The sequence below is a fragment of the Pseudomonas orientalis genome (assembly GCF_002934065.1).
GTDB classification, from domain to species: Bacteria; Pseudomonadota; Gammaproteobacteria; order Pseudomonadales; family Pseudomonadaceae; genus Aquipseudomonas; species Aquipseudomonas orientalis_A.
Genome location: NZ_CP018049.1, coordinates 5774754 through 5788301 on the forward strand (window position 1 = coordinate 5774754; position 13548 = coordinate 5788301).

Annotated in this window: 9 protein-coding genes and 1 pseudogene; 4 read left to right on the plus strand and 6 right to left on the minus strand. The window is 53.1% G+C overall.

Annotation, left to right across the window (positions count from 1 at the left end):
• Positions 1-313 precede the first annotated feature (313 nt).
• Positions 314-661 carry a helix-turn-helix domain-containing protein gene (locus BOP93_RS28360; protein ID WP_104505114.1) on the minus strand — a complete coding sequence of 116 codons (348 nt, stop codon included), beginning with the start codon at positions 659-661 and terminating at the stop codon, positions 314-316.
• Between the two features lie 716 nt (positions 662-1377).
• On the opposite strand from BOP93_RS28360, the gene BOP93_RS26260 reads away from it, so the two are divergent.
• Both BOP93_RS26260 and BOP93_RS26265 read left to right on the plus strand, forming a co-directional pair.
• Positions 1378-1860: a hypothetical protein gene (locus BOP93_RS26260; protein ID WP_104505116.1), complete on the plus strand. Its 483-nt coding sequence runs from the start codon at positions 1378-1380 to the stop codon at positions 1858-1860.
• A gap of 30 nt (positions 1861-1890) precedes the next feature.
• Positions 1891-2373, plus strand: coding sequence for a hypothetical protein (locus BOP93_RS26265; protein WP_104505117.1), 483 nt, complete (start codon positions 1891-1893; stop codon positions 2371-2373).
• Between the two features lie 96 nt (positions 2374-2469).
• Here the strand turns inward: BOP93_RS26265 and BOP93_RS26270 are convergent, their stop codons facing one another.
• The gene (locus tag BOP93_RS26270; protein WP_104505118.1) at positions 2470-4134 is read right to left on the minus strand and encodes a hypothetical protein; all 1665 of its coding nucleotides are present in this window, start codon (positions 4132-4134) and stop codon (positions 2470-2472) included.
• 219 nt (positions 4135-4353) lie between these two features.
• Complete coding sequence (locus tag BOP93_RS26275; protein WP_104505119.1) at positions 4354-6114, minus strand: recombinase family protein; 1761 nt, start codon at positions 6112-6114, stop codon at positions 4354-4356.
• A gap of 50 nt (positions 6115-6164) precedes the next feature.
• Between BOP93_RS26275 and BOP93_RS26280 the strand changes: the two are divergent.
• Positions 6165-7022: pseudogene (locus BOP93_RS26280) on the plus strand (YifB family Mg chelatase-like AAA ATPase); the annotation flags it as partial.
• A gap of 5 nt (positions 7023-7027) precedes the next feature.
• Here the strand turns inward: BOP93_RS26280 and BOP93_RS26285 are convergent.
• Together BOP93_RS26285 and BOP93_RS26290 are read right to left on the minus strand one after the other, a co-directional pair.
• Positions 7028-9004, minus strand: a complete 1977-nt coding sequence (locus tag BOP93_RS26285; RefSeq protein ID WP_104505120.1) for a methyl-accepting chemotaxis protein — start codon at positions 9002-9004, stop codon at positions 7028-7030.
• Between the two features lie 179 nt (positions 9005-9183).
• Positions 9184-10104, minus strand: a complete 921-nt coding sequence (locus BOP93_RS26290; protein ID WP_104505121.1) for a LysR substrate-binding domain-containing protein — start codon at positions 10102-10104, stop codon at positions 9184-9186.
• A gap of 150 nt (positions 10105-10254) precedes the next feature.
• On the opposite strand from BOP93_RS26290, the gene BOP93_RS26295 reads away from it, so the two are divergent.
• A complete protein-coding gene (locus tag BOP93_RS26295) occupies positions 10255-11658 on the plus strand; it encodes a NorM family multidrug efflux MATE transporter (protein WP_104505122.1) in 1404 nt (467 codons plus the stop codon).
• 123 nt (positions 11659-11781) lie between these two features.
• On the opposite strand, the gene BOP93_RS26300 is transcribed toward BOP93_RS26295, so the two are convergent.
• The gene (locus BOP93_RS26300; protein WP_104505123.1) at positions 11782-13446 is read right to left on the minus strand and encodes a putative bifunctional diguanylate cyclase/phosphodiesterase; all 1665 of its coding nucleotides are present in this window, start codon (positions 13444-13446) and stop codon (positions 11782-11784) included.
• Positions 13447-13548: the final 102 nt, after the last annotated feature.

Sequence of the window (13548 nt, forward strand, 5' to 3'; positions counted from 1 at the left end):
TTCACTCTGTCCAACACGTTTTCACGTGGCCTGCGAGTCGCTGAGTAAGAAAGAACCCCCGTTTGTCAGCTTTTTTTAATAAGTTTCGTACCAACTAGTCACAACCAGATACGTCACCAGCAAAGAAAACCTACATCTTTGCAAATCCAAGTAATCAACTTAGACCTTATTTCTTATAAATATTGCACATAAATCGGACATGTCAAATTTTACTGTGCGAAATGTGTGAAAAAGCCAGACGGAAGAGTTCCGGCCAGTGGGGAATTGATCAAAAAAAACTCTCAGATAGTATCGGAGCAAGCGAATAGAGGGGTTAACTACTACGTGACAAAATTGTGCGAGCACTCTCTAAAATTTCTTTGAGGACCGCTGCATCAGAGGTGTGATATGCGATATCGCAGAGCGCATGACGAAGATCGTCGTGTCCTTGCATTACAGCAGGTGAAGGAGGCGAAGCGAAAAATGCCTCCACCGTACACCCTAGTGCCTCTGCGATTTGCTCTAGTGCTTCAATGCTAGGTGCATAGCTTCCCCGCTCATAACGGCTAACGGTCATAGGTTCGCAACCTAGGGCCTCTGCGAGACCGGCCTGAGTCTGCTTCCTATCCAAGCGAAGAGCTTTGATACGCTTTCCAAGCGCCTTTACGGCTGTTTGAGTCATAGCAAAGCCTGATAAAAATCAGATACTTGCACCTTAGGGCCACGTCAAGAAGATCATCTTTCGTATAGCTATTGCTCATCTATAGACATTTTTAGTATAGTAAATCATCAAAGGGATCGAGCTTCCCTCGCAGCCAAATACCGCAGGCGCAGGTATTGGTTATTCTCTCGCGTGGGTGGCGTGTTAACGCAACCCGGCAGCGGATAGCCCGCCTACAGTGCGGCAACTGGATCAACGATAGAGATAATCTCCAGTGTCAAATATTCCTCCCGTGGTCAATGGAAAATATATAAGTAACGACGGTTATTTGCACGATACATATGCAGAGGCATTTGCTGCAAACCTGCGATTAGCTGAACGAAAAAAGCGGTACGGAAAAATTTCTAACCCGTGGAACGCTGCCGACCTGTTAGATGAGAACGATATATCGTTTATCACTTACACGCTAGGTACGATCTGGCTCTTAGCATTGTGCGTGCTAGGCTATAACTATCAATGGTGGCGGTTTATAGGGGTTGCTTTTCTATTCATCCCTATTCTATTACTTGAGATACTTGTACAGCGGATACCAAAGACGTTCCGAAAGATATTGTTCTTGGTGAGCACTATAGCGATTCTTCTATTAGTCCTTTATATGAGACTCAAATAATCGCCGACACCCCAACCATTCAAAAAAGAATATTAATCCAGATTCGATCATTTAAAAGGCGGGCCTGATGAAAGCGATGACCAGCTCCATGATTCTGAGCAGCTTATTGTTCGCTACCGTAGCAGAAGCTGAAACGACGCAAGCTGATATCAATCTAGATTTCGGCAGGTTTGCGGGTTTTTGGGTGTACGAAGGCTGTGAAAAAAAAGATATCAGCGGCAAATGCTGGTTCATTATTGAAAAGAAAAAAGAGCTTTACGGCAATAAGGAATATTTTTCCTTTGCAATGCAAAAAGCCATTCCTGCAAAGGCTGAAGTGTTAGAAAAAATATGCGGCGACTTTAAATATACTACAGGGTTTACCGTTACTAACCTACCAGATAAAGCCATTTGCATTAAGGTCATTGGCGCAGGTGATCAAGCAGAGCTTTATTATCCTATCGGATACACTGGACACGGCACATACAAAATTATCAAGTCATCCAAGGAGGAGTTCATGAGAAGAAGCGATGAAAAATCTAAGACGATGTTAAAGGATGGAAACTTCTAAAAACCGCGTCGTACCATCAAGAGAAGAAACATGAAAAATATAATGAAGTGGATAGCAATTAGTTTTGTTATTTTTTCTGCCGGAGCCAAAGCTGAAGTAACACAAGCTGATGTAAATCTTGATTTTGGTCGATTTGCAGGCTTTTGGGTCTACGATGGCTGCGAAAAGGAAAACATAAACAAGAAATGCTGGTTCATTATTGAGAAGAAAAAGGAGCTATATGGCAATAAAGAGTATTTCACTTATGCAATGCAAAGGGCAATTCCAGCGAGGTCTGAAGTGCTGGAAAAAGTTTGCGATAATTTTAAATATACAACGGGTTTTACTGTAACGAACCTGCCAGACAAAGCTATTTGCGTCAAGGTCATTGGGGCGGGTGATAACGCTGAGCTTTACTACCCTGTAGGATATACAGGTCATGGCACGTATAAAATAAGTAAATCCTCTAAGGATGAGTTCATGAAGAGAGCCAATGCAGAATCAGAATTCTCAAGAAAAAAAGCCAACCGTTAACTTTAAACTATATATGCCCACTTTTGAAAAGCGGGCTTTTCTACATTCTATACTTATATATCTTCATCTAATTTTCTTATACCTAAGCGCAAAAAATTAAATTTCTGGAAACCTTGCTTTGGCTTTTCTTTTGGGTACTAGTTTCTTCAGGCTATTGCAAGCGTCCAAAATATGTAGCTTAAACCTATCGGTTTTAGTGTGTATTTTGTCGCTCGAAATATCAAGATGCTCCCGTTCTAAACGCTCACGCATGTTATACATATAATAAACCCTGTCACTCGGAGATAGGGAACAGAGCATTCTAAAATTTTCACTCTTGAACTCTGCAAATACGCGCTTCATATCTAGCTGCTCACTAGCTGTATGAGCCAGTAGAGCAATAGATTTTTCTACCGCCCAAACTTGGTCAGCTAGAGCCTTTCCATTCGTTTGAATATTTTCTAGTAGAGAGTTATTTTGGCTCTCCAGTATAAGTTTCTGATTATTTAAATCCTCAATGGCGGCTTTGGCATCATTGGACTCTTTCTCAAGTGCTAAGTTGTTTAAAATAATCAGGTTGGTTTCTTCTGCTAGCCGTTTGTTCTTTCTCACAAGTCTCAACCTTAGTCTATCATCAGAGGCTATATCTTTACGAAGTTGATCTCGTTGTGTTGTTAGAACATTCTTTTGCTGCTCCGCTTTTGCCAACTCGCTCTTTGACATACTCAATAGATTGAAGTCCCTCATTATTTTTGCCTTGTGAGCATCTTTTGCTATTGCCTCAAGCTTTTTCTTATGAGCGTCTGTCTTCTCATGTACAGATGCTTCTATTCCATAGCCAAAATTGGTTAGTCTTTTATTTACGTACTCATAAACAAGCCGCTGATAAGACTCACCTATTGTCTGTGATGCTCTGAATGAATTGTTCGCTCTGGCAGGCTCACCTTTGCCTTTAAGGTATCTATTTACTAAATCAAGCTGGGCCTGCACTAGATCATATTGACCAGTCTTCGAATTCTTACCTGATATGAATATATGAGGATGCACACCATTATTGATCTGCTCTAAACTAGACACTTCATCACCATGAAAAACGCAAGCTTTTATCTCGTAATCTGACAAGTATTTCTTGTGAAAGTCGTAAATTATACGAAGGTAATCAACAGGCTTTACTTCGCCGATATTGTTTCTGGCTGGGAATTTAAAAAAACATTCCTGAACCACAGTTTTGCTTTTGTGCAGTGAGTTATTGTCTGCCGCAACGATCTTGTTGTGTAGTTCTATATACCGACCTATTGCATTTTTCTTGTCGTTTGCGCGCCTAACACCTATAGAATCGACTTCATCAATCAGAGAAGGTAATAACGCACCGTTCTGGTCTTCCAGAATGCGTTTTATAAGTGTTTTGATTGCTTCCGGCTCATCCTCCTTGATTAACAGCTTTTTGAGCTTGTAGGCATATTTGGAGCGGTCGTCTTTGAGCTTTGACACATCTTGGTAGGTTTCTATATCATTCTGAACCGATTTCATTATCTCATCGACAATTGCTTGCCTAGCGGCAAGCGTCAAACTGTCAAGCCTAACCATCTTGTTATTTTGAAGAATGAAGTTCCGGTCAGACAAGTCTAAATTAAATTCAAGTTCCTTCTTCATGACTAAGCGTAAGCTATGGTCAAGTGAGCTTTTCAACTGAGATAGGCCGGGAGTATTTTTTACTTTGCCTCGCTGGGCAGAGTAATTCATTCGTTTCCATAGCATAGTAGTATTTTTTATATCATTCATTAAGTCCTCATGGTTTGTTATCTTTCTTTTGCTTCTGCCGTTCCGGCAGGAACCCGTGAAATACTCTCAAGCGAAGCGTCTTTCCGCAGGAAAGTGTGAGAATTTCATCAACGGGTTGATAAAAATTCACATTTTTAATCTACCTAATTTAATCCTATCATATGTTTTAATCTTTTCAAGATCTCGCACAGTCTCAACTGATACCAAATTTGGACAGCCCTATATCTTCAAGGGAACGATTTTAAAATCGTCATTGGCCCATTTAGCTTTTTTCTCTTCATTGCTCAAACTAGCCCACTCTTCAATCTCCCTCATGTCTTCCGCACTTTGCTCAGGTGTCGCTGGCGGTAATATATTTGCAAAAACTCCGCGCTCATGAACATGCCTTACAATGCCGCTCTTGAATCTCACTTCAGCAACCTGCAAATCAAAGTTTAAAATTATGCTTTCGACTATTAGTTTCAGCCTTGCATTTATCTTAGACCTTATTTCGAACACCTTATTTTCATCAGCCACACCATCCAACTCTTGCAGAGCCCTGACCTCATTTTTCAAATCCGCCTTTTGCTGCTCGATAGCCTCTAGAATACGAGCGTCCAAAGCATGCAACTGAGACTTAATATCCGCAAGCCTTGCTTCATTTTCGATTGCTAGTTCCCTTTCAACATTAGAAACTCGCCCCTTCAGTTCTTTAAAGTCACGTTTGAAATTATCGAGCATTTCGCCAATGGCTACTTGTTCACTTTCAATTTTATACCGCTCATTTACGAGTAGCTCGACTTTGTCCTCATCACGCATTATGCTTTTGATATCTGCTTCTGCAAGATAGCTGAGAATCATAGCTTCAACTTTTTCATACTTCCATGATTTATACGAGCAGGAACCGTACTTAGCTCTGTAACAAACTAGATATCTGCCCCCTTTTTTTGTGTCTTTCCCCTTGTTAACGTGATGAGCAACAGCCCCACATGCAGAGCAGAAGGCTATTTTTGTGAAGAGATTACTAAATCTCAACCCTTTGTTTCCCTGCCCCTCAATCTTCCGAGCATCCTTCTTTATCTGAACACGATCAAAAAGTTCTCGTGTGATTATCTGAGGAAAATAACCTTCTATCTCGCGGCCATGATTTACTCTGGTACGCTTCCCGCCAACTTCCAACCACTGCATAGGTTGGTAATTCCCTAGGACAGCTCTATTTGAAAGTATCTTTCTAACATACGTCACTTGCCAAAAGTCGCCATAGTTACTATTTTTTCTGGCGTGTTCTCTTGTGAATGTCGGCACACCCCGCTCTGTTAAAATTCGGGCTGTAGCAACTGCTCCAATATTGCTATCTGACAGACGGAATATTTCTTTGACCACAGCCACACGGGCATCTATTTCCTTTATCACCCTCTTGATGTCACCACTCCCTAACTTGATAGAGTCAACTGACAACCACAATGGGACTCTAGATGTTGCGATCTCTCCAAAATCTGCTGCACGTCTTTTTTTACTATTCCAAGCTTCTTTTACCCTCATACCTTTTTCTTGAGACTCTTTGTAGCCGCGCTGTAACTCCCCAATAGCGATATAGAGCGCGCTAATATCGTCGCCTCTCCGATAAATTTGAGAGCTAGAAGTTATGGCGATTCGCACGTCCTTTTCTTGAACAAGTCTTAGTATGATTGGAAGACTTTCAAGAGGGTTTAAGCGTGTAATGCGATTTAATGCCTCTACAGCAAGATAGTCTCCCGCCTTGACTACTTCACTATCTACCGCGTCTAAAAATGCTTTAAAACGACCTTTTAGCAGGTTTTTTCCTGTATATCCCGAAACACCGAGGTCATTTAGATTCAGGCTCTCGTCTATCTGAGCGCCCTCAGCGACTATCTCAGGTCGAGCTGCAAACCGAGCTATCAGCTCCTTCTGACGGCGTAAGCTGTCACCTCTTTTTTGTTCTTCGCTACTAAAACGAATATATGGCCAGATTTTGGGCATTTTGGGACTCTTTTCCTGTAAAAGGTCTAATGGGTCCAATGGTAATCTAAATCCTGTTCAGCGGCCCGCCCGGCACCGGCAAGACACTCCTCGCCAGCCGCCTGCCGGGGTTGCTGCCACCGCTCAGTGAACAGGAAGCGCTGGAAGTCGCGGCGATTCAATCGGTGGTCAGCCTGGCACCGTTGAGCCATTGGCCGCACCGGCCGTTTCGCCAGCCGCATCACTCCGCGTCGGGCCCTGCGCTGGTCGGCGGCGGATCGAAGCCGCAACCGGGGGAAATCACCCTGGCCCACCACGGCGTGTTGTTCCTCGACGAACTACCGGAATTTGACCGCAAGGTCCTGGAGGTCCTGCGTGAGCCACTCGAATCAGGGCATATCGTGATTTCCCGCGCCCGTGACCGGGTGAGCTTCCCGGCGCGCTTTCAACTGGTCGCGGCGATGAACCCCTGCCCGTGCGGTTATATGGGCGAACCCAGCGGCCGTTGCCGGTGTACGCCGGAACAGATACAGCGCTATCGCAACAAGCTCTCGGGGCCGTTGCTGGACCGGATCGACCTGCACCTGACGGTGGCGCGGGAAGCCACGGCGCTGAGCCCGGCACAGCAGACCGAGGACACCACCGCGAAAACGGCCGCCTTGGTGGCCGACGCACGGGAACGCCAGCAACGACGCCAGGGCTGTGCCAACGCCTTCCTCGACCTGCCGGGGCTGCGCGAGTACTGCACGCTGGCGAAGGTCGACGAAGGCTGGCTGGAGAACGCCTGCGAGCGGCTGACGCTGTCGTTGCGCGCAGCCCATCGCTTGCTCAAGGTGGCGCGTACGTTGGCGGACCTGGAACAACAAGACGCCATCGCTCGCCACCATTTGCAAGAGGCCTTGCAATACCGCCCGGCAGCGAGCTCTTGAGTGGCTCAGCGGAAGCGATCCACCTCATGCCGCAAGCCCGCCGCCAGGGTTTCCAGCTCTTTGGCGGTGATCGCCAGGTTCGACACCACTTCACGCTGCTCACTGTTAGCCAGTGCGATGCTCTGCAAATTACTGCTGAGCAACGTCGCAGTGCTGCTCTGCTCCTGAGTGGCGGTGGTGATAGCGGCGAACTGCTGACCGGCCGAGCGGCTCTGTTCGTCGATGCGCGCCAGGGCCGAGGCCACATCCGCGTTGCGCGACAGGCCTTCCTGCATCAGCACGTTGCCGTGCTCCATGGTACTGATGGCATTGCCGGTTTCCTGCTGGATGCTCTGGATCATTCCGGAAATTTCATCGGTGGCCTGGCGGGTGCGCGAGGCCAGGTTGCGCACTTCGTCTGCGACCACGGCAAAGCCGCGACCTTGCTCACCGGCGCGGGCCGCTTCGATGGCGGCATTGAGCGCGAGCAGGTTGGTCTGTTCGGCAATCGAGGTAATCACGCCGACAATACCGCCGATTTCCTGGGAGCGCTGACCCAAGGTGTTGATCACCGTAGCGGTGCTGTTCAGCGCGGTGGCGATATGTTCCAGGGACGACGAGGCTTCTTCCATCGAGGCACGCCCGATGCGGGTCTGCTGGGCATTTTCCTGGGCCAGACGCTCGGTGTTGCCCATGTTGTCGGCGATATTCAGCGAGGTGGCGCTGAATTCTTCCACCGCGCCGGCCATGCTGGTGATCTCGCCGGACTGCTGCTCCATGCCCTCATAAGCGCCGCCAGACAAACCGGACAGCGCCTGTGCACGGCTGTTGACCTCTTCAGCCGCCTTGCGGATGTGCGAAACCATGGTCGACAGTGCCTCTCCCATCTGGTTGAAGCTGCGCGCCAACTGGCCGATTTCGTCATGGCTGGAGACATTCAGGCGCGCACTCAGATCACCTGCGCCGAGCGCTTCAGCCTGACGCACCAGGTCACTCAATGGCGCAAGCTTGCTGCGCAACAGCCATACCGTGGCCCCCACAGCCAACAGCATGGCCAGCACGCTGCCAATGACCAGGCGCATGCCCACGTCCCACGTCACGGCACGAATCTCGGCCTTGGGCATACTTGCCACGACCGCCCAAGGGCCGCCCTCGAAGGGGACCGACACGCTGTAGAAATCTTCGTTCTTGTCGCTCCAGAAGCGGCCTTCACCGGGTTTCTTCGCCAAGTCGAGCATCACAGGGACCGCTTGATCCAAGGCTTGCACGCCGGCCGGCGGCACCAGCCAATGCTTCTGTTCATCCAGCAGCGACAAGGAGCCGGTCTGGCCGATACGAAAGCGCTTGAGGTTGTCGAACTGGGCTTTTTGTTCGTCGGTGTAGTCGAAGCCGATGAACAACACTGCGATGACTTTTCCGCTGGCGTCACGCACCGGGCTGTACTGGGTCATATAGGAGCGATCGAACAACACTGCCCGGCCGATATAGGCCTGCCCGTTGAACACGCGCTGGTAGGCCGGGCCCTGGCGATCCAGCACGGTGCCGATGGCGCGGTTGCCATCCTGCTTGGTCAAGGACGTGCTGATGCGAATGAAGTCATCACCGCTGCGCACGAACACCGTGGCCACGCCGCCGGACATGTCCTTGAACTCGTCCACTTCACCGAAGTTGTTGTTCAGCAACTCGCTGCCCAGGTACAGGCTTGGGGTTTGCACACCGGCCACGGCAACAGGCTGGTCCGCACGCACGCTCAAACCTGCACCGAAGCGCTTTTCAAACAGCCCGCTCAAACGCTGAGTGCTCTCGCGCAAGGTGCTGTGGAAGGTATTGAGCTGGTCGGCGAGCAAACGCGCCTCGCTGGCCAGGTGTTCCTCGCGGGTCGCGAGGTTGGCGGTATCGAGGGAGCGTAGAGCGAAGACGGTACTGCCGCTGATGACGACAGCCAGAATTACGGCCAATGCAAGGCCTAACTGCGAAGCGATCCGAGCGCGAGGTTGAGACATGACAGCTCCTGAGCCGAGGCCAGGATCATCCTGATCTCTTAGCGCTGCTCGGCGAATTATCTAGTGGGAAACGTTGGTTCACGAGGATTCCAACACACCTACTTCGGCGCGCTTTTACAATACTTGAGCGATTCACAGGGGTATCACGCAAACGATTGCACCAGAGAGTGCCTACCCTTTCATTCGAGCCGTGTCACAGCGGGCAAAACCATCGCCTGCACCTCGCCCTGCAGAAACTCCGCCAGGCGCCGCAAGCGCTCACCCCCGGGGCGGGTTTTCGGCCACACCAGGTAATAACTTTCCCCGCTGGCGACGGCCGTTGGCCATGGCAGGCTCAAGCGTTTCTGGGCGACGTCCTCGGCCACCATCAAAAGGTCTCCCATGGACACGCCATAACCGCGCGCGGCAGCGATCATGCCCAACTCCAGCGTGTCGAACACCTGCCCCCCCTTGAGCGAGACCCGCAATGTGAGTCCCATACGCTCCAGCCAGTAACGCCAGTCACGCCGGTCCGGTGTCGGGTGCAGCAGTTCGGCCGTTGCCAGCCGCTGCACGTCCCAAGGTCCGTCATCCAACAGATTGGGCGCGCCCACCGGAATCAGCATTTCGGCGAACAGGTGGCTGGCCTCCCAGTCCGCCGGAAAGTGCCCGTTACTGAGCAACACTGCGCAATCGAACGGTTCCTGATTGAAGTCCACTTCATCGATGTTCATCCACGCGCTGGTGAGCTGCACTTCATTGCCCGGCTGCAGGGCCCGAAAGCGGCTTAACCGCGCCAACAGCCAGCGCATGGTCAGGGTGGACGGTGCCTTCATGCGCAAGATGTCATCTTCGGCGTTCAGGGTATGACAGGCGCGCTCCAGCGCGGCGAAGCCTTCGCGCACGCCAGGCAGCAACAAGCGCGCCGCCTCCGTGAGTTGCAAGGTACGGCCGCTGCGCTGGAAAAGCCGGCAGGCGAAATGCTCTTCGAGGGTACGGATATGCCGGCTGACCGCACTCTGGGTAATCGACAACTCCTGCGCCGCGCGGGTGAAGGAGTGGTGACGGGACGCGGCCTCGAATGCCCGCAGGGCATAAAGCGGGGGAAGACGACGAGACATTTGATGACTCCGACAGCGCAATGGCCAAACCCTACCAGAATCAATCAAGCATGAGTTTTAATCATGCGAACGATCGCTTTTATCCTTTTGTGCAATGCGCTGAAAGCGCCGAGAATCAACCTTCTCTACCTCCCTGACATGTCGAGAGTGATGATCATGCAGCATCCGGCACGTACCGAACTCTGGGCCATTCTGCGGCTGTCGGGGCCGCTGATTGCCTCACAGTTGGCGCACATGCTGATGGTGCTGACCGACACTCTGATGATGGCGCGCCTGAGCCCCGAAGCCCTGGCCGGCGGTGGCCTGGGTGCGGCGAGCTATTCGTTCGTGGCGATTTTCTGCATCGGCGTGATTGCAGCGGTGGGCACCCTGGTGGCCATCCGTCACGGCGCGGGCGACATCGATGGCGCCACCCGCCTGACCCAGGCCGGGCTGTGGCTTGCGTGGTTGATGGCCCTGGCGGCGGCGCTGCTGCTGTGGAACCTTAAGCCGGTGCTGCTGATGTTCGGCCAGACCGAAACCAACGTGCAGGCCGCCGGGCAATTTCTGACCCTGCTGCCCTTCGCCCTGCCCGGCTATCTCAGTTTCATGGCACTGCGCGGCTTCACCAGCGCCATCGGCAAAGCCACCCCGGTGATGGTCATCAGCCTGTGCGGCACGGTGGTCAACTACTTGCTCAATCACGCGCTGATCGAAGGCATGTTCGGCCTGCCCAAACTCGGGCTGATGGGCATTGGCCTGGTCACAGCCATCGTCGCCAATGGCATGGCGTTGGCACTGATGTGGTACATCCGCAGCAACCGCACCTACGCCGCCTATCCACTGAGCAGCGGGCTGCTGCGCCTCAATACCCGGTACCTGCGCGAGTTGTGGCGCCTGGGCCTGCCGATTGGGGGCACCTATGCGGTGGAAGTCGGGCTGTTCGCGTTTGCGGCGCTGTGCATGGGCACCATGGGCAGTACGCAGTTGGCGGCGCACCAGATTGCCCTGCAGATCGTCTCGGTGGCGTTCATGGTTCCGGCGGGGATGTCCTACGCGGTGACCATGCGTATCGGCCAGCATTATGGCGCCGGGCAGTTGCTGCGGGCACGCATGGCCGGACGGGTCGGCATCGGCTTTGGTGCCCTGTTGATGCTGGGGTTTGCCTTGGTGTTCTGGCTGTCTGCCGACCCGCTGATCGGGCTGTTCCTCGACCATGACGATCCGGCGTTTCATGACGTCATCGTCCTGGCCGTCAGCCTGCTGGCCGTCGCCGCCTGGTTCGAGCTGTTCGATGGTGTGCAGACCATTGCCATGGGCTGCATCCGTGGCCTCAAAGACGCCAAGACCACGTTCCTGGTGGGGCTCGGTTGCTACTGGCTGATCGGCGCGCCTTCGGCCTGGTTGATGGCGTTCACCCTGGGCTGGGGGCCGACCGGTGTGTGGTGGGGCCTGGCGTTGGGGTTGGCGTGCGCGGCGGTGAGCCTGACCTGGGCGTTCGAGGCGAAGATGAAGCGGATGATTCGGCGAGAGCCGGACATACAGCCTGCCTTTCAGGCGGTACAGACAGAGTAAAGCCCTGCTCGGTCAGACCTGTGGGAGGGGGCTTGCCCCCGATTGCTGATTGTCAGTCACCGATGTGTGGACTGATACACCGCTATCGGGCGCAAGCCCCCTCCCACAGGTTGGATTGGGTACTCAGCCCGACAACGCCTGCTGGCTTTGGCCGGACGTCAGATATTCCACCAGCTCAGCCAACGGCAACGGTTTACTGATCAGGTAACCCTGGGCCTGATCGCAACCAAACAGTCTCAAAAGCTCAAGCTGCTCAGGGGTTTCCACGCCTTCGGCCACCACTTCCAGGTTGAGGTTATGGGCCAGGTTGATCATGGCGTGTACCAGCTTGCGATTCTCTTCGCGCTCTTCCATGCCACCGACGAAGCTCTTGTCGATCTTCAACAAGGCAATCGGCAGGCTGTTGAGGTGCACAAACGATGAGAAACCGGTACCAAAGTCATCCAGGGAAAACCGCACACCGAGGCGGCCGAGGGCGTCCATGGTCTGTTTGACCAGGTCGCTGCGACGCATCACGGCGGTTTCGGTCAGCTCGAACTCCAGCCATTGTGCTTCCACGCCGCGCTCGGCAATCAGCCGGCTGAGTGTCGAGAGCAATTGGCTGTCCTGGAACTGGCGAAACGACAGGTTGACCGCCATGTGCAACGCCGGCAAGCCGCGTTCGCGCAGGTCCTGCATGTCGCGCAGGGCCCGGGAAATCACCCAGTAACCCAACGGCACGATCAGGCCGCTCTGCTCGGCCAGGGGCACGAACTCGCTCGGCGGCAACAGGCCACGCTCGCCATGACGCCAGCGCACCAGGGCCTCGAGGCCGACGATATGCCCGTCATCCAGGTCCAGGCGCGGCTGGTAATGCAGCTCCAGCTCATCGCGGCGCAAGGCACGGCGCAACTCGCTTTCCAGGTCGGCCAGGCTGCGCGCGTTGCGGTTGATGCGTTCGTTGAAGATATGAAAGGTACAGCCCTGGGTGCTTTTGGCCTGTTGCATGGCGATATGGGCGTGCCACATCAACGGGTCGGCCCCGGCACGGGCCCGGGCATGCGCCACACCCAAACTGCAGCCGATCAGCAGGCTCTCGCCGTCCACCCAGTAAGGTTCGGCCATGACTTCGGTGATGCGCTCGGCCATCCATTCGGCGCGCTGGGGCGCACGGCGGGTGTCGATCAGCAGCGCGAACTCATCGCTGCCCAGGCGTGCCAGTTGATCACCGGCCTCAAGCTGGCTCTTGAGCCGTGAGACCACCTGCAGGATCAAGCGATCACCGGCCTGGTGACCGAGGGCATCGTTGGCGTGACGGAAATTGTCCAGGTCCAGATGGCCGAGGGCCAGGCCGCGGCCTTCGTTTTCCGCCAGCCGTGCCGCCAGCAATGTCTGGAAACCCTGACGATTGGCGATACCGGTCAGCGGATCCTGTTCGGCCAGGCGCTGCAACGTGTTTTCCAGCACGCCACGCTCGCGCACATGGCGCAGGCAGCGGCGCAAGGTACCGGCGTCCAGCGCAGAATGGATCAGCCAATCGCTGACGCCGAGCGGCGCAACCAGTGGTTCCTGTTCCAGCAGCAATACACACGGCAGGCTGCAACGACCGGGACCGGGTTGCAGGTTGGGCGTGGTCAAGAGCACCGCTTCGTGATCGTCGTCGAACAGACGACTCACCGAGTCCCAACTGGGTGCACTGATCAGCACAGCCCCATCGCCCATCGGCGCCAGGCACTCGCGCAACAACGCTGCCCACGCCGGCGTATCGGCCAGCAGCAGCAAACGCAAGGGTTCGACAGGCGTAGACAAGCTAGCTCCCTAGACTCTGCAAAAATTCGTTGGCGGCGGGCATTATGACGTGCGGCCTGACGATAACAAATGCATGACCAATGATAGGTGTTATCAAACACG

Coding starts and splice junctions, on each gene's coding strand:
- BOP93_RS28360 (WP_104505114.1), bottom strand. CDS start 661: ATGACTCAAACAGCCGTAAAGGCGCTTGGAAAGCGTATCAAAGCTCTT.
- BOP93_RS26260 (WP_104505116.1), top strand. CDS start 1,378: ATGAAAGCGATGACCAGCTCCATGATTCTGAGCAGCTTATTGTTCGCT.
- BOP93_RS26265 (WP_104505117.1), top strand. CDS start 1,891: ATGAAAAATATAATGAAGTGGATAGCAATTAGTTTTGTTATTTTTTCT.
- BOP93_RS26270 (WP_104505118.1), bottom strand. CDS start 4,134: ATGAATGATATAAAAAATACTACTATGCTATGGAAACGAATGAATTAC.
- BOP93_RS26275 (WP_104505119.1), bottom strand. CDS start 6,114: ATGCCCAAAATCTGGCCATATATTCGTTTTAGTAGCGAAGAACAAAAA.
- BOP93_RS26285 (WP_104505120.1), bottom strand. CDS start 9,004: ATGTCTCAACCTCGCGCTCGGATCGCTTCGCAGTTAGGCCTTGCATTG.
- BOP93_RS26290 (WP_104505121.1), bottom strand. CDS start 10,104: ATGTCTCGTCGTCTTCCCCCGCTTTATGCCCTGCGGGCATTCGAGGCC.
- BOP93_RS26295 (WP_104505122.1), top strand. CDS start 10,255: ATGATCATGCAGCATCCGGCACGTACCGAACTCTGGGCCATTCTGCGG.